The organism is Desulfocurvus sp. (assembly GCF_023230885.1).
Lineage (GTDB): Bacteria > Desulfobacterota > Desulfovibrionia > Desulfovibrionales > Desulfovibrionaceae > Desulfocurvus.
Window position 1 is genome coordinate 1 of sequence record NZ_JALNWM010000043.1, and the last position, 18,599, is coordinate 18,599.

Consider the following 18,599-nt stretch of genomic DNA (forward strand, 5'->3'; position numbering starts at 1 on the left):
CGGGGGAAGGGGAGGAAACCTTTTCTCCTCAAGAAAAGGTTTCCTCCCCTTCCCCCGTCCGCGTCGGACCCTGTCCGTCCGCGTCGGGCCCCGTCTGTCCGCGTCGGTCGGGAGGGCGTCAGTCCTTGGCGTTGTCGTCCACTTCCAGCACGTCGCCCAGTTCCGCGCCGAGGATTTTGCCGGGCCATTTGTAGAAGCAGTAGCCCGCGTTTTCGATCTCCTCGACGATGCGGCGCTGCCCGCCCTTGGAGAAGGGCAGGTGCGAGGGCATGAGCGCGCCCTTGATGAGCTTCAGGGGGCCGAACAGATAGAGAATGTTGAAGGGAACGATTTTTTCGGGCTGCTCGTCGCGTTCGATGACGAGATAGGTCTTCGGAAAATTGTCGCCGCTGTAGGTCTTGTACAGCTTCATCCTTCCCCTCGAATCCGCTGTGCCGCCGCCGGGCTCCGTTTTTTCGGATTCCGGCGGTCAGCGGTTCCCTGGTGCGCCCGGGTGTATCATGGAAGGGATACAGGCGCGTCATTGCGAACTTGCGCGTGTGAAGATAGCTCAAAAAGCGTATACCCGCAATGGGCCCCGGCAGGGATTTTCGGGTTCGGCGCGTGGCCGCCGGGCCCGCGGCCCCGTGGGCCGGGGCGGTGGCGGCGCCCGACGGCGGCGGTCAGCGCCGGTTTCCGGATTTTGCGGGCAGCGGACAGGAGAAGCCGAAGGGACACCACTGGCAGTGCGGCCCGGGGGCGGCCTCGAAGCGCTCGTCCTCGCGCATGTGGCGCACCAGGAGGCGCACGGCCAGGGGCGTGAGCTCGGTCAGGGCTGTTTCGCGTTCCTCGGCGGGGACGGCGTTGCCGAACAGCGGCTTTTCGTCGCCGCTGTCGCGCAGTTCCACCCAGGCCGCGTCGGCGGGCAGGGTGCCGGTATCCTTCCAGTAGAGCCAGCCGTAGAGCGGCAGTTGCAGGCTGTGCAGGGCCGCGGCCAGGTCGGTCAGCAGCCCGGGGTCGCGGCCGGGCTCCCAGGCCTCCACGCGTTCCCACAGCGCCTGGTCGCGCCACAGGGAGAGCGGGGGCGGGGCCAGGGTGCCGGTCTTGTAATCCAGGACGACATCGCCGTCCTGGCGGCGGTCGACCCGGTCGAGGATTCCGTGCAGGCGCAGCCCCAGCCCGTCCACGGCCAGGGGCGCCTCCACGGGGTGCTCCAGCAGGATGATGGTCGTCTGCGGCGAGGAGGCCAGGAAGCGGCGCAGGCGTTCGCGGCCGACGGTTTGCAGGCCCAGGCGCAGGTCGTAGGCCATCTGGGCGAAGAAGGGCGCCGCTTCCAGGCGTGCGCCGAAGTCGTCCAGGAGCGGGGCCGGATCCAGGGCGGCGAGGTCTACGCGCCGCTGGCGCAGGGGCGCCAGGAAATCCCTGAGGGCGGCGTGGACCAGCACGCCCAGCTCGCGGTGGTCGCCGTCCTCGCTCACGGTGTCGGGCTCGCGCAGGGGGGTCAGGCGCTTGTGGAAGAAGCGCAGGGGGCAGGAGAGGTAGTCGTCCAGCAGGGAGGCGGAGAGGGCGCGGGTGGCCAGCAGGGTGTTCAGCCGGGCCAGGATCGGCCCGGTCTTGGCCACGCCCGGCGCGGGCCGGGGCAGGGGCCGCACGGGCAGGGCCAGGGTTTCCAGGGGGCCGCCGTCGTCGCCCCGGATGATGCGGCCCTGGCGTTTTTCCTCCTCCCACAGGAGCTGCTCCACGAAGCGGCTGCGCACGCTGCGCCCGCCCAGGGGGCCGCTGCCCGAGGTGCCGGTATGGTAGAGCAGGTGCACCTCGCGGGCCCCGGCCACCAGCCGGTGGAAGTTGTAGGCCGCCACCTGGGCGCGCTGGCGGGCATCGGGCAGCCCCAGCAGCCCGCGCAGCGGGTCGGGCAGCAGCGGGTCGTGGGCCGGTGGGCCGGGCAGCTTGTCCTCGGTGGCGTCGAGCACGAAGACCCGGGAGAAGCGCAGCAGGCGCGATTCGAGCATGCCCAGCACCTGGAGCCCGGTCAGGGGCTCAGCCTCGAAGGGCACGCGTTCTGCGGCCAGCATCTGGCGCAGGATGGAGAACAGCGTCTGGCGGCCGGCGGGGTCGCGGCTGACGTGGCTGTCCGTCAGCGCGGGCACGACCGTGGCCGTCAGGCGGTAGAGGCATTCGGCGTCCACGGGGAAGCGGTGCCAGGTCTGTTCGCCGCCCTCGGGCACCAGGGCCCGGGCCAGCCCGAGCAGGGCCAGTCCGAGGTCTTCCAGGGTGCCCGGGGTCTCGAAGGCCGTGAGGCAGGCGCCCAGGGCCTCGCGCAGCAGGGCCAGGGCCTCGCCGGGGTCGGCCTCCGGGGGCAGGGTGCCCTCGGGCAGGGTCCGCGGGTCGGGCTCCCAGGCCAGGGGGGCGAACACAGTGCCCCCCGCGCGGACGGCCCGCTCCATCTCGCGCAGCAGCCCGCGCAGGGGCAGGCCGGGCCGGGGTTCGAGCATCTTCACATAGGGATGGCGGACGAGGGCCACCACATCGCGCCAGGCATAGCGCCCCGGGCCGGGCGAGGTTTCCTGGAGCCGCAGCACGGTTTCCACCAGCCGCAGCAGGCTGGAGCGCGCCAGGGGATAGCCCATCGAAATGTTGACATCCTTGGCGGGCAGGTGGTGCAGGACGGGCATGAGCGCCCCGGTGTCGGGCAGGACCACGGCGGTGTCGGCCGCCTCGGCCCCGGCCAGCATCGTGCGCAGGGCGTCCAACTGCGAGTGCAGGTCGAAGCCCTCGTGGAAGCGCACCACGGGTGGCTCGCCCTGGCGGGCGGGGCCCAGAAGCTCGGCCCGGGCGCCCCAGTCGGCCAGCCAGCGGGCGTGCTCGCGGCAGGCCCAGTGCACGCGCCCGGGGTTGCCGACCAGGGCCGGGTCGGAGTGCCAGACCAGCTGGGCTGTTCCGGCCTCGGCCAGGGCGCGCAGCACGGCCATTTCCGTGCCCGTGGGCGCGTGGAAGCCGACCAGCAGGACCCGGCGTCCCGCCAGCAGGGCGGGCAGCTCGTCTGCCCGGCGCGCCACCCGGGCGGCGTCCAGGCCCGGGGTGGTCCAGCCCCTGGCCGCCAGGGCGCGCAGGTAGGCGTCGTGGATGGCCCGCAGCCGTTCCAGCAGGGCGGCGGCGGTGTCGTCCACCTCGCCCTGGAGGTGGTGCAGGTCCTGGGGGCTGGCGCCGTGGCGCAGCAGTTCCTCCATCAGCCCGGCCAGGTGACGGCCCCAGGGGAAGAAGCGTTCGGGCGCCCCGGCCAGGTCGCGCAGGGGGCCGGGCCGGGGCAGGGCGGCCACGGCCTCGCGCAGCAGTCCCACGCGGTCGAGCAGGCCCGCCGTGCGCAGGGGCTCGGGGTCCAGCTCGCGCGCCAGGGCGGGCAGCCACTGGTCCACCGCCGTCATCTCGGGCAGGAACAGCGGCTTGGGCACGTCGGCGCGGGTGGACAGGTGATGCATCAGGTGCCGCGCCGGGCGGCGGTGGGGGAAGACCACCAGGCAGCGGCGCAGATCCGTCCCGCCCGGGGCCAGGAGCAGGTCGGCCAGGGCGGCGATGCAGTCCGCCCGCCAGTCCGCCACCAGGACGGGCATCATGGCCTGGCATCCTCCGCCGGGGGGAGCGGCAGGTCGCTCTCGTCCATGACCCGCACGCCCGCGGCCTTGAGGACGGCGGCGAACACGCCGTCGCCGGGCACGCGCCGTCCGCTGAAGGTTCCGTCGTAGACCTGGCCGCTGCCGCAGGAGGGCGACCCGGCCTTGAGCACGGCGTGGGTGGCGCCGAACAACCGGGCCAGCCGGAGCCCCTCCTCGGCGCCCAGTCGGAATTCGGCGCTCTGGTCCACGCCCAGGCGATTGAGCACCCGCGCGGGGCAGCCGGGCCCGCCGGGCAGGATTTCGCACGGCGGGCGCGGGGTGGGCAGGCCGCCCAGCTGCTCGGGGCACACGGGCAGGGCCACGCCCCGGCGGATGAGGTCCAGCACGGCCTCGTGGGCCTTGCGCTCGCCATTGTAGCGGCTGTGAATCCCCGCAAGGCAGGCGCTGACGACGTAGCGCACGGGTTGTTGCCCGGGGGCGGCGGGGATTTCGCGTTCGTTCATGGCCGCACCTCGCGCACGGTTTTCAGGTCGAGATAGAGGATCACGGCGCGCATGGCGGGCGCCAGGCCGTCCATGCCCGCCAGCAGGGCCATGTATTCGCGGACCTGGCGCTCGTGGTCCGCGCTGGGCTGGCCGGTCTTGTATTCCACCACCACCGTTTCGTCGGGATCGGTGACCAGCAGGTCCGGGCGGCGCTCCAGGCCCTCGGGGGTCAGGATGGGGCACTCGGGGTGCCCGCGCCGGGCCCAGCCCGGGAACTCGGGCAGGGCGAGCACCCAGTCCAGGATGCCCCGGACCTCGGCGGCCACGGCCTCGCGCGCGGCCTCGCCCGGGGGCAGGATGTCGGCGTGGACGGCCACGGCGGCGCGCGCGGCGCGCTCCGGGTCCAGGCCGCCGGGGCGGCGCAGGCGGTCCAGGGCGTCGTGGACCAGGGTGCCCCGGGCCCGGGCGTCGAATACGGGGCCGCCGCCGAAGAGCGCCTCGCGCGGCACGTCCTGGCTGAAGTGGCGGTGGATCTTCAGGCGCGGCAGCCAGGCCATGGGCGGCTCGGGGTCGGCTTCGGGGGCCGGGGCGCAGGCCGGGGGCGCCCCGGCGGGGGCCTCGGGTTCCGGCGGCACGGGGGCCGGGGCCCCGGGGCGCGTGCCGAATTCGCAGGTCGGCCAGCCGTCGGGCCCCGGGGCCCAGGAGAACTGCTCCGTCAGCACGTCCAGGGCGCGCACCAGGGGGCTCTTGCCGCGATACTGCCGCGTGGCCGTGAGTAGGCAGTACAGCTCCTGTTCGGCGCGGGTCCAGGCCACATAGAGCAGGTCGAGCTGTTCCAGCAGGGTCCGCGCGGCGTGCTCGTGGTACGCGGCGCCCATCTCGGGGCACAGGGGCGCCAGCAGGCGCAGCCCCCGGCAGTCCACGGGCGTGGGCTCCCCGCCGGTGGCGAAGCGCCAGTGGTGGAAGGGCACCACGACCACCGGGAACTCCAGGCCCTTGGCCTGGTGGATGGTCATGATGCGCACGGCGTCCACGGACTCGGGCAGGGGCACCTTCTCGGCCGAGGCGCCCGCGTCCCAGAAGTCGAGGAACGCCGCCAGGGACTGGTGCCCGTCCTGTTCGGCGCGGTGGACGACCTCCATGAAGCGGCGCACATAGGGCGCCCCGTCGGGGTGGCGCTCCAGCACGCGCAGGTCGCGCACGGCCTCGCTCACGGCGTCGTAGGGCGTCATGAATCCGGCCTTGCGCACGGCGCGGGTGAGGAAGCGCTCGGCCATCCCGGGCCAGTCCTGGCGCAGGCGCCGGTAGAGCCCGCCGTGGTCCTGCCCGGCCAGCCAGTCGGTCAGCTCCGCCCGGGAGATCCCGGCGCAGGGCAGGAAAATTTCCTCGCCGCTGACGAATTCCCACAGGGCCAGATCGTTCAGGGGGTAATCCAGGAAGCGCAGCCAGGCCACGAGCTGGCGCACCAGGGGGTGCGCGCCCAGGGCCAGGCTGTTCTCGGTGATCACCGGCAGGCCCCAGTCCAGCAGCCAGCCCGCCGTCAGGGCTGCCTCGCCGTGGTCGCGCACCAGAACGGCCACTTCGCCCGGGGTCCGGCGCGTGCGCAGCTCGGCGAACAGCAGGCGCAGGTGCTCGCGCACGGACTCGATCAGGACCTGCTTGTTTTCGTCCCCGGGCTCCACGCGTACCAGGCGCACGAAACCGTCGTTTGCGTCCGCCCGGTCCTGGCGGCCCGGGGGCAGGGTCTGGGCGCAGCCGGCGAAGGCGTCGGTCATGGCCCCGGTCAGCGCCTCCTCGGCCCCGGCCAGGCCCCTGGGGAGCATGGCCGAGGCGATGGGCCGGGCCGTTTCCGGCTTCTCCAGGCGGGTGAAGACGCGGTTGTTGAAGTCCACCACCACGGGGCGGCTGCGCCAGTTGTGGGGCAGGGTGGCGCTCCGGGGCTGGGCCATGGCCGCCAGTTCCGGCTGGACGGGCGCCTCGTCGAACAGGCGCGCGTCGCCCCCGCGCCAGCCGTAGATGGCCTGCTTCACGTCGCCAACCAGCAGCACGCTGCCGCCCTTGGACAGGCATTCCCCGGCCAGGGGCGACAGGGCGTTCCACTGGGCGCGGCTGGTGTCCTGGAATTCGTCCACCAGCATGTGGCGCAGGCGCGCGCCCATGCGGCAGAAGGCGTCGGGCGCGCCGCATCCGGCGAGCATGGCCGCGGCCAGGGCCTCGCAGCGCGCGGCGGGCAGGACGTTGCGCGTGGCCCGCAGCCCGTCGAGCACGTCGAGCATCAGGTCGGCCAGGGCCACCAGGGCGGCCATGTCGCGCGCGCCGCGCAGGATGGGCTCCTGTGCGGCGCATGCCTCGTAGGCCGCCCGCAGGGCCGCGTAGGCCGCCTCCAGGGCCGCGCTGCCCCGGCCGCGGGAGGCCGCGTTCAGGCAGTCGTCCACGCCGGGCTTGGTGGCGTAGGTGCCCGCGGGCAGCTTGTCCCTGGAAGCCAGCCCGGCGCACTTGTCCAGAAGTTTTACGAAATTGGCGTTTGCCTTCAGCCCGTCCAGCAGCGGACGGACGGCCCGGGCGGCCCGGACGAGGTCGGCGCGCAGGGCGTCGATTTCGGCCTGGATGCGCCGGGGGTCGGTCTCGCCGGGGGCATCGTTGCGCACCCGCCAGGCCAGCACCTCGCCCAGGCGCTCGCGGAAGCGCCCCCCCAGCTGGAAGCCCGCGCGGCCCTCCAGGTGGAGCATGGAGTCCAGGGCGGCGGCCAGCAGGCGGCGCTGGGGGCCGTCGTGCTCCTGGGCGGCGGCCACCACGGGGTCGAGCAGCTCGTCGAAGATGTCGCCAAGGCTGAACAGAGCCTGGAAATCCGGCGCCAGCCCCGCCTCCAGGGCGAACAGGCGCATGATGAGGTGCAGCAGGCTGTCGATGGTGCGGATGTTGAGCTGGTCGTAGCGGCGCAGGATGCGGGCCAGCCACAGGGCGGCCTCGTCGCGGCTTCCCTCGGGCCTTGCGCCGTCCAGCGCCAGGGCGCGGGCCTTGAGGCGGCCCACCACGCGCTCCTTCATTTCGGCGGCGGCCTTGTTGGTGAAGGTCACGGCCATGATCTCGGGCCAGCCGTGGCGCGGGGCCGCGGCCCGCGCGCAGGCCGGGGGCGCGTCGTCGTCCGCGTCGGCCCCGGCCAGCAGCTCCAGGAAGCGCCCGGTCAGGGCGTAGGTCTTGCCCGCCCCGGCGGATGCCTTGAGCTGGAGCAGGCGCGCGGGATCAGCCATGCCCGGTGGCCTCCCGTCCGGCGGCGCGCGGGCGGCGCCTGCCGTCCCAGACCACCAGCCCCACCGCGCCCAGGATCAGCCCCGCGCCGAGCCAGCCCGCCGCCGTGAACCGCTCGCCCCACCAGAAGAAGGCCACCACGGCCGCCACCACGGGCTCCAGGGTCGCCACCACGGCCGCGCGGGTGGCCTCCAGGTGGCGCAGCCCGGCGTAGTAGACCGAATAGGCGCCCCAGGTGGACAGCAGGCTCACGGTGACGATGGCCACCCAGGCTCCGGGCGTCTTGGGGCTGAACTCCACGAAGGGCAGCAGCAGCAGGGCCCCCAGGGGCAGCCCGTGCAGGAAGAGCACCGGGGTCGGATAGCGCCGCAGGCGGCCTTTGCCAAAAATGTAATACATCGCATAGGTCAGGCCCGAGAGCAGGCCCAGGAGCACGGCTGTGGGCGTGGCGTTCACGCCGTGGCCCGCCTCCTGGCCCAGGATTCCGCCGACGCAGGCCACGCCCGCCAGGGTCGCGGCCACGGCGCCGAGCTTGGCCGCGCTCATGCCCTCGCCCAGCATGCCCCAGGCCGCCAGGGCCACCCAGGCCGGGGCCGTATACATGAGCACCGAGGCCAGGGCAGCGCCGCCCTCGTTGATGGCCAGCTGGTAGACGCCGTAGAAGGCGGCGATGCAGATCAGGCCGAACCCGCCCATGGCCAGCCTGTCGGCGGGCTCCACGCGCAGGCTGTAGCCCCCGCGCAGGGCCTGGAAGGCGAAGGGCGCGAAGGGGATGACGCAACGCCAGAAGGCCACCTCCAGGGGCTGGACGCCCTGGGAGAAGGCGTACTTGGCCACGGGGCCCAGGGAGCCCCAGAGCGCGGCGGCCAGCAGCACGCAGCAATATCCGCGAAAAGCCATGAGATCCCCTTTGTGTCGCCCTGCGCGGGCCTTGGCGGGGCCGCCGCAGTGGCGGCCGGATTCGCCGGGCAGGGTGGCAGAGCCACGGGGGAAAAGCAACGGCTAAGGTTGCGTTGCGCCCTGGCCGCCATCCTTGGGCTTGCGCCCGCCGCCCAGCAGGTCGCGCAGGCCCGAGCCCAGGCCCTCCAGGGCGCCCTTGCCCGTGTCCAGCACGCCCTGGCCCGCCTTGCCCGGCAGGCCGAGCACGCCCAGGGCCAGCCCCTTGACGAACTCGGCGGTGTCCAGGGACACGGACGGGTCGGCCAGGGCGCCGCGCACGGTGAACGGGATGCGCGGCACGGCGGTCACGTCCACCACGGCCTTGTAGTCGATGGTTCCGGCGGCCAGGTCCACGGCGCCCCGGCCCAGGCCCTTGAGATTGTCGGCGCTCAGGGTGGTGTCGCCGGTGGTCAGCACGCCCTTGGCGATGGCGAAGGTCGCGGTGATGTCCTTGAAGCGCTGCTGGCGGGCGGCCTTTTCCACGCGGCGCTGCGGGTCGCTGGCGGCGGCCTGGGCGCGCACGGCCTCGGGGATGATCTGGAAGCCCTTGAACGCGCCGTCGGTCAGCGCGAAGGAGCCCTTGCCCGACAGGGAGCGCAGCAGGCTTTTCCATTGGCTGCCCGTGGCGGCGAGGCTCAGGTCCAGGGCCGTGGTGCCGGTGACCCTGTCCTGGCCCAGCAGGTCGGCCAGCAGCCCGCCAAGGCCCATGTCCGCAAGGCCGAGGTCCAGGCTGGTCCTGGGTTCGCGGTCGCGGATGTCGGCGGTGAGCCCGGCCTTGAGCAGCCCGCCGTACAGCCCGGCGGACAGCGGCGAGACGCGCAGCACGCCATCCTTGGCCTTGACGGTCATGCGCACGTCGCTCATGCGGACCTTGGCCACGGTCAGGGCCGCCACGTCCAGGGTGCCGTCCACGTCCAGGCTGCGCAGCCGTTCCAGGGCCGGGCCCTGGCCGTCCGCGTCGCCCGGGCCGGGCGCGGGGGCCTTGGTTCCGCCTTCGGTGCCGGGTGCCGGGGCCTTGGCTCCGCCGGAGGGCATGTAGCGGTCGGCGTCCAGGGCCGTGGCCGCCAGGGCGAAGCGCAGGGCCGGGCGCCGGAAGTCGCGCACCGAGGCCGTTCCGCTCAGCTCCGTGTCGTCCACGGTCAGGCGCAGGTCGGACAGGGCCAGGGCCGTCGCGTCGGCCTTGGCGCGCACGGCCAGGGCCGCGCGGGTCAGGGCGCCGGGGTCGGCGGTGGCCGGGGCGTCCAGCTCCAGGGCCGCCAGCAGGGCCCTGGGGTCGAAGGTGTCCAGGGTCAGGGTGGCGTCCAGGGCGGGGGCGGTGCGCAGCCGGGTCACTCCGCCCTCGATGCCCGCCTTGATGTCGTAGGCCGCGAGGGTCACCCCGCGCAGGGCCAGGGTGTCGGCCTTCAGGTCGGCCAGCAGGTCGCCCGCCAGGGCCGCCCGCGCGCCGCCGCCGGGCACCGCCGCGCCCCGGGCCTCCACGTTCAGGCGCAGGCCCCGGACGGCGAGGGTGGCGAAGTCCGGGCCGGGGTCCAGGCGCGCCGAGAGGTCCACATCGGCCTGCACGGCCGGGGCGTCGGCGGCCAGGGCCGCGCGCAGGGCCACATCCACGGGCTGGCCCGGGGCCAGGGGGCCGGTGGTCAGCTCCAGCCCGGTGACGGCGTAGCTCGCGCCCGCCTGCCTGTCGTCCCAGGCCAGGGTCGCGCCGGAGACGCGCAGGCCGTCGATGGCCAGCAGGCCCAGGCCGTCGGTGCCCTTCGCGCCGCCCGCGTCCGGCGGGGGGCTCGCGGGCGCGCCGGGTGCGCCGCCGTCCCGGGCCGGGGGCGCCAGGAGGTCGTCGAGGTTGGTGCGGCCCGAGGCGTCGCGGCCCAGGCGCAGGGCCAGCCCGTCCAGGACCACCTCGCCCACCTGCGCCCGCCCCGAGAGCAGCGGCAGCAGCTTGACCTTCACGGCGATGGCGCGGGCGGCGATCATGGGCTCGTCGCCGAAGCCCGGGGCGTTGGACAGGGTCACCCCGTCCATGTCGACCCCCAGCCAGGGGAAGAAGGACAGGCGCACGTCGCCCGCAAAGGCCAGTTCGCGCCCGGTGTGCTCGCGCACGGCCCTGGACGCCTCGGCCTTGATGAATTCCGTGTCGACCACGGCGACCAGGACCGCCGCAGCCACGGCCACGACGGCCAGGAGCAGGGCCGCCGCCAGGGCGGAGTACTTGGCGATGGGTTTCATGGCCCCTCCGGGGGTTGGGGGTGCGCGCGGGCGTGAAAAGGCCCGCCCTCCCCGGCAGGATACCCGGGACGGGCGGGCCTTTCAACCTGCCGGGCGGAAAAGGTTATTTGGGCGTCTCCAGCGAGACCTCCAGGGTGAATTCGCCGTGGGGGGTGGAGAAGGGCACGGCCAGGATGGGTTCGCGCGAAATGTGGGCGATGGAGTGGTTCTCGCCGGTGACCACCGTGGGGATGCCTGCCTCCAGGCGCACGCCGACCATCTCCAGCCCGCGCCGGGCCTGGCCGGAGATCATGTTGGTCAGTTCGCCCACGGCGTCGCGAACATCCTGGCCCAGCTCGGTAACGGGCTCGCCGAGCATGTTGCCCACCACGGCCAGGATGCAGGTCTGGGTAAATGTCACGGACATGGTGCCGTTGCGGTCGCCGGTGATGCCGATGACGCCGGTCACGTCGCCCTGGGCCACGGTGTCGCGTTTCATGAAGGGCTTGCCGGGCACGACCTCGATCATGGCCATGGTGCCGATGACGTTCTTGACCGCGTCCAGGAACGGACGGACGATCTTGGCGTCTTCCTTGACGTTCATTGGGGTGCGTCCTTTGCCTTGCTGTGGTTTGTGCCATCTTTTCCGAGGATAGCAGCGCCGCGCGGGCGAGGCAACTGTACGGAGCGATTTTTCCGCCGGTCAGGTGCCGTCCAGTCCGGGGATGGTCACCGGAAGGCGTCCGCTGGGCCGCTCCAGGCCGAAGAGCATCCGGGTCAGCGCGTCGATCTGCTGCGGCGCGTCGGACCACGCCGCCACGAGGCAGGGCGCCTCGGGGGTCAGGGCCGCGTCGTAGGGCACGTCCAGGGACACCACGGCCAGCCGGGGCCCCAGGCCCGCCGCCAGCAGCTCGTTGACCAGGGCGGCCTGTCCGGGGTTTCTGTCCGCCCGGCGGGTGAAGACCACCAGCCGTCGGGCCTGGCGCGCGGCCTCCACCAGCTCGGCCCGCGCTTCGGGGGCGGGGTCGGCGGCCGGGAAGTGGGCGGTGAAGCCGGGGCTCTGGTCCGTGAACACCCGGGCCGCCCGGGGGTCGCCGCCGGGCCACAGCAGCATGCCGCTTGCCCGGCGCGTGAGCGGCAGCAGGCCGTTGCGGTCGCGCAGCAGGGTGATGGACTGCCCGGCCAGCCTGCGCATGGCCGCGCGGTCTTCGGGGGTGTTGACCCGGCCCGGGTCGGTCCGGGGGGGCTCGCCGGTTCCGGCGATGCCGTATTCCAGCTTGGCCGCCACGATGCGGTTCACGGCGGCGTCCAGGCGGCTCATGGGGATCTCGCCGCTTTCCACGGCCTGGATCATGCGCCGCAGGGCCGCGAGCTGCTCCTCGGGGCGGTGGCCCCTGTCCGCGCCGAAGCAGAGCACATCGGCCCCGGCCAGGAAGGCGCGCACGGCGGCCTCGCCCGGGTCGAAGCGCCCGGCCACGGCGCCCATGGTCAGGGAGTCGCTGATGATCAGCCCGCCGAAGCCCATGTCGCGGCGCAGCAGGCCTTCGAGCACCCGGGAGGACATGGTCGCGGGCAGGCCCGGCTCGGGCTCCAGGGCGGGCACCTCCACATGGGCCGTCATCACCGCCGGAACCAGGGCGGCCACGGCCGCCGCGAAGGGCGTCAGCTCCACCGCGCGCAGCCGGGCCAGGGCGTGGGGCACCGTGGGCAGGCGCACATGGGAGTCGTAGCCGGTGTCGCCGTGGCCGGGGAAATGCTTGGCGCAGGCCATGACGCCCTCGGCGCGGTGGGCGCGCACGGCGGCGGCCCCGAAGCGGGCCACGGTCTGCGGGTTTTCGCCGTAGGAACGCACACCGATGATCGGGTTGGCCGGGTTGGAGTTCACGTCCACCACGGGGGCGAGGTTCATGTTGACGCCCAGGGCCTTGAGCTGGCGGGCGGTGACGCGCGCGGCCAGGGCGGCGTTGTCCGCGCTGGCGGTCGCGCCCAGGGCCATGTTCGGCGGGGGCACGGCGAAGCCCTCGCGCAGCCGGGCCACGGGCCCGCCCTCCTGGTCCACGGCGATGAACAGCCCCAGGCCGTGGGGGCCGGACAGGGCCAGGGCCTGGGCCTGCCCGGTCAGCCGGGCGACCTGGTCCATGCTGTCGACGTTGCCCGCGCTGTCATAGAGCAGCAGCCCGCCCACATGGTGGGTGGCGATCATGGTGCGCAGCGCCGGGGAGAGGTCCGGGCCTTCGAAGAAGACCAGCAGGGTCTGGCCGACCTTTTCGGGGATGCTCATGGCCGCCGTGAGGGCCTGGGCCCGGGCGCGCTGGTCCTGGGCGCGGGCCGGGGCCCCCGGGCACAGCCAGAACAGCGCGGCCAGCGCGCACGAAAGCAGGGCGGCGGACACCGGTCGGGGCAGGGGGCGGACAATGCGCATTGCGGCAGGGTACGCAATGGAGCCCGGGTGTCAACCTCCATGAAAGGCCCGGGAGGCACGGGCGGGCCTGCGCGTGGCCCGCCGCGCGCGGCCCGGTCCGCGCTTTTCCCGCCGGGATAATTGTGAAATGTGGCACAGTAGGGCGGAGCCCTTGCGTTTCGGGGTATAGATGGATACTTTGCACGGGCGGAGAAATATCGGCGCCACTCATGGGGAAAATGGCGCCGCCGGGGCCAGCGGGGCCCCCACCATGTTGATTTTCAAAATTGTTATTTCCCCGGCGGGGATGGCCGCGCCGGGAGGAAGGAGCGTGATCCGGCGATGACGCGAGAGCAGGAGCGCCTGGCGGGGCAGAGCTGCTTGCTGGATATGGAAAGCCTGGTCCACCTGGTGGGCCAGGCGGGAATCGGCGTGTTCGTCCTCGATGCCCGGGGCCGGGTCTTGCAGGTCAACGCGGCCTGGCTGGCCATGTTCGGCTATGCTGAGCCGGGCCCGGTCCTGGGGCGGCCGCTGGCGGAGCTGCTGGAGGACGCGGCCCTGGTGGACAGCTGGCTCGGCCAGGAGCCCTCGGCCGGCTGCGAGCTTGCGCACGTCGGGGAGCTGCGCTTTCGGCGCGCCGACGCCTCGACGGGCCATGCGCTGTACACCGTGTGCCGCAAGCCCGGGGGGCGGCTGGAAGGGCTCCTGGTGGACGTGAGCGCCCGCGCCCGGGCCGAGGAGCGCCTGCGCGCCGAGGTCGCCCGCCGCGAAAGCGAGCTGGAGGGCGCCGCGCGCGACCTGCTGCGCTACAAGGGCGGCCTGCGCACCCTGCTGGAAAACACCCGCGAGGCCGTGTTCGTGCACGACACGGACGGGCGCATCGTCGATGTCAACGACGAGATGCTGCGCATGTACGGGGCCACGGCCGACGATGTCCGTGACGCCGACGTGACGCGCTTCATGAGCGAGGACAACCCGATACAGGATCTCCCGGGCTTCTGGGCGCGGGCCCTGCGCGGCGAGGTGGTGACCTTTCCGTGGATCGGCAGGCGCCAGGACGACGGGCGCGAGTTCCCGGTGGAGGTGGTCCTGCGCGCCATCGCCATGCAGGAGGGGCAGCTGGTGCTGGCCAACGCGCGCGACATGACCGAGGCGGTCAAGGCCCGCGAGCAGCTCGAACTGTTCGGCAAGGTTTTCGAGAACGCCCTGGAGGGCATCACCATCACCGACGCCAGCGGGACGATCCTGTCGGTGAACCCGGCCTTCACGGCCATCACCGGCTACAGCGCCGAGGAGGCCCTGGGGCAGAATCCGCGCATCCTGCGCTCGGACCGCCACGACCGCGGCTTTTATCGCGGCATGTGGCAGGCCCTGATCCGCCGGGGCCGCTGGGAGGGCGAGATCTGGAACCGCCGCAAGAGCGGCGAGGTCTACCCCGAATGGCTGTCCATCAGCAGCATCCCCGGCAAGGGCCAGGCGCGCTACATCGCCGTGTTCCACGACATTACGGAGATGAAGAACAAGGAGCGCCAGATACTCTACCAGGCCAACCATGACCCGCTCACGGGCCTGCCCAACCGGCTGGCCGTGCGCGAGCGCCTGGAGCTGGCCGCCGCGCGGGCCAACCGCACCGGCAACCGCGTGGCCGCCCTGTTCGTGGACCTGGACGACTTCCGCAACGTCAACGACGCCCTGGGCCACGCCGTGGGCGACGAGATTCTGGTGGAAATGGCCCGGCGCCTGGAGCCCCTGGTTTCGGGCGGCGACACCCTGGCCCGCCTGGGCAGCGACGAGTTCGTGATCCTGCTCGGCTCCGTGGGCGACGAGAGCGAAGCCGCGCAACTGGCCGAGCGCGTGGCCAAGCACATGCACCGGCCCTTCCGGGTGCGCGGGCAGGAGATCTTCCTTTCGGCCAGCATCGGCATCGCCTACTACCCCGACGACGGCGCCGATCCCGACGAGGTGCTCAAGAGCGCGGACCTGGCCATGTCGCGGGCCAAGGAGCTGGGCAAGAACACCTACTCGCTCTACACCCCGCAGATGAACGAGCGCGTCAACCGCCGCATCCGCCTGGAGGGCGACATGCGCCGGGGCATGATGCGCCACGAGTTCGAGCCCTTCTACCAGCCCAAGATCGACGTGCGCACCGGGCGCGTCACGGGCATGGAGGCGCTCATCCGCTGGCGGCGCGCCGACGGCGCCCTGGTGTCGCCCGGGGAGTTCATCCCCCTGGCCGAGGAGACCGGGCTCATCGTGCCCCTGGGCGAGCAGTTCAACTTCTCCGTGGCCGGGCAGATGCGCGAGATGCGCGCCCTGGGGCTGGCAGAGGGCCTGGCCGTGTCCATCAACGTCTCGCCGCGCCAGTTCCAGCAGCACAATTTCGTGCCCCTGCTGCGGGCGACCCTGGAGGCCTCGGGCCTGCCCCGGCGGCCTTCGAGGTGGAAATCACCGAAACGGCCATCATGACCGACGTGACGCGCACGGCCGCGACCCTGGACGAGCTGCGGGCCCTTGGCCTGTCCGTGTCGGTGGACGACTTCGGCACGGGCTATTCGTCCCTGGCCTACCTCAAGCGCTTCCCCATCGACACGCTGAAGATCGACCAGTCCTTCGTGCGCGACGTGACGCGCAACGAGGCCGATGCGAGCATCGTGGCCACGGTCATCGCCATGGCCCGGACCATGGGCCTGCGCACCGTGGCCGAGGGCGTGGAGACCGCCGAGCAGGCCCGGCTGCTGGCCCACCTGGGCTGCGACACGTTGCAGGGCTACCTGTTCAGCCGCCCGCTGCCCTACACCGAGTTTCAGGCCTGGGTGCCGGCCTGGCGGGCGCGGCCCTCCGGGCCCCTGCCCTGGGCGGTCCCGGCGGCCTGATGCCGCGCCTCCGGGCGGCTCCGGCGGCCCGGGCCGTGCCCCTGGGCGGCGTCGGCGACCCGGGGCCGCCCCTCGCGAGGCCCCTGGCGCCGGGCGACGAAAAGGCGGCCCGTCCTGCGACGGGCCGCCTTGTTGTTGCCGTGCGGCGCCGGGGCCGGGCCGCTATTTGATGAACAGCATCTCCTGGTAGCTCGGCAGGGCCCACAGGTCGTCGGCCACCACGCCCTCCAGGGCGTCGGCGTAGGAACGGACCTCGAGCATGGCCGGGAGGATCTTCTCGCAGCGGTGCCTGCACTCGTCGAGCAGGGTCTTGAAGTCGTGCTTGGCGATGAGCTTCTCCAGCTCGGCCACGGAGGCCTGGAGGCCGCGCAGCTTGGCGGTCACGTCCTCCAGGGCGTTGGTCACCGGCTCGATGCCCGCGATCTTCATGTTGGCGCAGGTCTTGGCCAGTTCCATCTGGTAGCGCACCCCGGCGGGGAATATCTGGGTCTTGGCCATCTTCACGCACAGGGTCGCCTCGGTGGCCACGGTCTTGGCGTACTGTTCGAGGTAGATCTCCTGGCGGCTGTGCAGTTCGCGTTCGGAGAGCACGCCGTAGGTGGTGAACAGCTTGGCGACCTCGGGGGAGCCGATGACGGGCAGGGCCTCCACGGAGGTCTTGAAGTTGGGCAGGCCGCGCTTCTTGGCCTCCTTCTGCCAGGCTTCGGAGTAGCCGTCGCCGTTGAAGATCACCGCGCCGTGCTCGACGATGATCTCCTTGAGCAGCTTCTGCACGGCGGCGTTGAGCTTGGCGGGGTCGCCCTTGGTGGCCTTCTCCAGCTTGGTGGCGACGAAGTCCAGGGACTCGGCGAGCATGGTGTTCAGCGCCACCTGGGGCCCGGCGATGGACATGTTCGAGCCCACGGCGCGGAACTCGAAGCGGTTGCCGGTGAAGGCGAAGGGGCTTGTGCGGTTGCGGTCGCCGGCGTCCATGGGCAGCGGGGGCAGGGAGTCCACGCCGACCTCCAGCAGGCCCTTGGTCTTGCAGGACTTGCAGGCGCCGTTCTTGATCTGCTCGAAGATGTCGGCCAGCTGCTCGCCCAGGTAGATGGACATGATGGCGGGCGGCGCCTCGTTGGCGCCCAGGCGGTGGTCGTTGCCCGCCGTGGCGACCACGGCGCGCAGCAGCGCCCCGTGCTTGTGGACCATGCGGATGACCGCCGCGCAGAAGACCAGGAACTGGGCGTTCTCGTGCGGGGTGTCGCCGGGGTCGAACAGGCTGCCCAGGGTGGCGTTGCCGATGGAGTAGTTCAGGTGCTTGCCCGAGCCGTTGATGCCCGCGAAGGGCTTCTCGTGCAGCAGGCAGGCCATGCCGTAGCGCTTGGCCACGCTTTTCAGGGTGGTCATGATCATCTGGTTGTGGTCGGTGGCCAGGTTGGAGGTCTCGTAGATGGGCGCGATCTCGAACTGACCGGGGGCGACCTCGTTGTGGCGGGTCTTGACGGGCACGCCGAGCTTGTACAGCTCGTGCTCGACCTCGAGCATGAAGGCCAGGACGCGGCGCGGGATGGCGCCGAAGTAGTGGTCCTCGAACTCCTGGCCCTTGGCGGACTTGGCGCCGAACAGGGTCCGGCCGCACAGCAGCAGGTCGGGCCGGGCGAAATAGAAGTTGCGGTCGACCAGGAAGTATTCCTGCTCGGGACCGGCGTAGGAGTTGACGCGCTCGCCGTTGTCGTTGCCGAACAGGGCCAGCACGCGGCGGGCCTGCTTGTTCAGGGCCTGGCCGGAGCGCAGCAGCGGGGTTTTCTTGTCCAGGGCCTCGCCGGTCCAGGAGACGAAGGCCGTGGGGATGCACAGGAAGGTGCCGTTGGGGTTCTCCAGGATGTAGGCGGGGCTGGTCACGTCCCAGGCGGTGTAGCCGCGGGCCTCGAAGGTGGCGCGCAGGCCGCCGGAGGGGAAGCTGGAGGCGTCGGGCTCGCCCTGGACCAGCAGCTTGCCGTCGAACTCGGCGATGGCGCCGCCCTTGCCGTCGGGGGTCAGGAAGCTGTCGTGCTTCTCGGCGGTCAGGCCCGTCAGGGGGAAGAAGACGTGGCAGTAGTGGGTTGCGCCCTTGGAGACGGCCCATTCCTTCATCGCGGCGGCAACGGGCCCGGCGATGGAGGGGTCGAGCTTTTCGCCCTTCTCGATGGTCTTGTGGAGCGACTTGTAGATCTCCTTGGGCAGCATCGCGCGCATGACCTTGTCGTTGAACACGTTGGAGCCGAAAAGGTCGGTGGGCTTGGTCTCGGCGAAGCTCAGGGGCTCGGCCAGCGGCTTGTAGTTGTTGATGGCGGCGATGGCGTTCAGGCGGGCCTGGTATCCACTCATGTCTGCATCTCCTTGGTGCGGTATGGGACGTTACCTGGGACGGCCGGGCCGTCCGGGGCCGACGGGATTCTCTGGTTCCTGCCACTACCAAATAGCGGGCCAACTCGCTGTTCGGCTTATATTCCGGCTGGCTGTGGCGCAGGGGCGCCTTTGCGCCCGGAGCTGTTTTGCAAAATTGTCATCGAAAGAGTGTGACAAACTAGCCCAGAGTTACATAAATGTCATCCTTGTCGTTTTTTGGGTCGGAGAGCTTCGGACGCAGGGGCGCGGCGGCCGGAAGAGAAGCGCCCGGGGTCGCGGGGAGGCGCGGGAGGTCCGGCGCCGGGGCGTGGAACTGCCGCCGTGGCCTGGAGCGCCTGGGCCGGGGCCGGAAGGGGGGCGCGGCCCCGGGGCGCGGGGGCCAGGGCGTCCTGGGCGTGATCGCCCATCCGGTCAACGGCGCGGCCCGGGCGCGGGGGCGCAGGTATCCCTGCTGAATACCACGGCGGGCTTGCGGCGGCGCGGCCCCGGGCGC

General features: G+C 72.3%; 9 protein-coding genes and 1 pseudogene. 1 reads left to right on the forward strand and 9 read right to left on the reverse strand.

Features of this window, described 5'->3' with window-relative positions; translation table 11 throughout:
* Positions 1-118: 118 nt before the first annotated feature.
* The 8 genes from M0P34_RS04725 to M0P34_RS04760 all read right to left on the reverse strand — a co-directional run bounded on the left by M0P34_RS04725 (position 119) and on the right by M0P34_RS04760 (position 12,887).
* Positions 119-412 (reverse strand): hypothetical protein, encoded by a 294-nt coding sequence (locus M0P34_RS04725; RefSeq protein WP_291496899.1) that lies wholly within the window; start codon positions 410-412, stop codon positions 119-121.
* Between the two features lie 250 nt (positions 413-662).
* Positions 663-3,590, reverse strand: a complete 2,928-nt coding sequence (locus tag M0P34_RS04730) for a PD-(D/E)XK nuclease family protein (RefSeq protein WP_291496901.1) — start codon at positions 3,588-3,590, stop codon at positions 663-665.
* Positions 3,587-4,093: a DUF523 domain-containing protein gene (locus tag M0P34_RS04735; protein ID WP_291496903.1), complete on the reverse strand. Its 507-nt coding sequence runs from the start codon at positions 4,091-4,093 to the stop codon at positions 3,587-3,589. Before M0P34_RS04735 ends, M0P34_RS04730 begins: the two co-directional genes overlap by 4 nt.
* Entirely contained in the window at positions 4,090-7,326 is a 3,237-nt protein-coding gene (locus M0P34_RS04740; protein ID WP_291496905.1) for a UvrD-helicase domain-containing protein, read from the reverse strand. Before M0P34_RS04740 ends, M0P34_RS04735 begins: the two co-directional genes overlap by 4 nt.
* On the reverse strand, positions 7,319-8,224 hold the full coding sequence (locus M0P34_RS04745; RefSeq protein WP_291496907.1) for an EamA family transporter: 906 nt from the start codon (positions 8,222-8,224) through the stop codon (positions 7,319-7,321). Before M0P34_RS04745 ends, M0P34_RS04740 begins: the two co-directional genes overlap by 8 nt.
* A 102-nt stretch (positions 8,225-8,326) precedes the next feature.
* A complete protein-coding gene (locus M0P34_RS04750) occupies positions 8,327-10,486 on the reverse strand; it encodes an AsmA family protein (RefSeq protein ID WP_291496909.1) in 2,160 nt (719 codons plus the stop codon).
* Between the two features lie 103 nt (positions 10,487-10,589).
* Positions 10,590-11,069 carry a chemotaxis protein CheX gene (locus tag M0P34_RS04755; RefSeq protein ID WP_291496911.1) on the reverse strand — a complete coding sequence of 160 codons (480 nt, stop codon included), beginning with the start codon at positions 11,067-11,069 and terminating at the stop codon, positions 10,590-10,592.
* A gap of 99 nt (positions 11,070-11,168) precedes the next feature.
* On the reverse strand, positions 11,169-12,887 hold the full coding sequence (locus M0P34_RS04760) for a glycoside hydrolase family 3 protein (RefSeq protein ID WP_291496913.1): 1,719 nt from the start codon (positions 12,885-12,887) through the stop codon (positions 11,169-11,171).
* Between the two features lie 369 nt (positions 12,888-13,256).
* On the opposite strand from M0P34_RS04760, the pseudogene M0P34_RS04765 reads away from it, so the two are divergent.
* Positions 13,257-15,739: pseudogene (locus M0P34_RS04765) on the forward strand (EAL domain-containing protein).
* A 162-nt stretch (positions 15,740-15,901) separates the two neighbouring features.
* On the opposite strand, the gene M0P34_RS04770 reads toward M0P34_RS04765, so the two are convergent.
* On the reverse strand, positions 15,902-18,085 hold the full coding sequence (locus M0P34_RS04770; RefSeq protein WP_291496915.1) for a glutamine synthetase III: 2,184 nt from the start codon (positions 18,083-18,085) through the stop codon (positions 15,902-15,904).
* Positions 18,086-18,599: the final 514 nt, after the last annotated feature.

Bases quoted from the DNA above. Each gene is read 5' to 3' on its own strand.
- M0P34_RS04725 (WP_291496899.1), bottom strand. From the start codon at position 412: ATGAAGCTGTACAAGACCTACAGCGGCGACAATTTTCCGAAGACCTAT.
- M0P34_RS04730 (WP_291496901.1), bottom strand. From the start codon at position 3,590: ATGATGCCCGTCCTGGTGGCGGACTGGCGGGCGGACTGCATCGCCGCC.
- M0P34_RS04735 (WP_291496903.1), bottom strand. From the start codon at position 4,093: ATGAACGAACGCGAAATCCCCGCCGCCCCCGGGCAACAACCCGTGCGC.
- M0P34_RS04740 (WP_291496905.1), bottom strand. From the start codon at position 7,326: ATGGCTGATCCCGCGCGCCTGCTCCAGCTCAAGGCATCCGCCGGGGCG.
- M0P34_RS04745 (WP_291496907.1), bottom strand. From the start codon at position 8,224: ATGGCTTTTCGCGGATATTGCTGCGTGCTGCTGGCCGCCGCGCTCTGG.
- M0P34_RS04750 (WP_291496909.1), bottom strand. From the start codon at position 10,486: ATGAAACCCATCGCCAAGTACTCCGCCCTGGCGGCGGCCCTGCTCCTG.
- M0P34_RS04755 (WP_291496911.1), bottom strand. From the start codon at position 11,069: ATGAACGTCAAGGAAGACGCCAAGATCGTCCGTCCGTTCCTGGACGCG.
- M0P34_RS04760 (WP_291496913.1), bottom strand. From the start codon at position 12,887: ATGCGCATTGTCCGCCCCCTGCCCCGACCGGTGTCCGCCGCCCTGCTT.
- M0P34_RS04770 (WP_291496915.1), bottom strand. From the start codon at position 18,085: ATGAGTGGATACCAGGCCCGCCTGAACGCCATCGCCGCCATCAACAAC.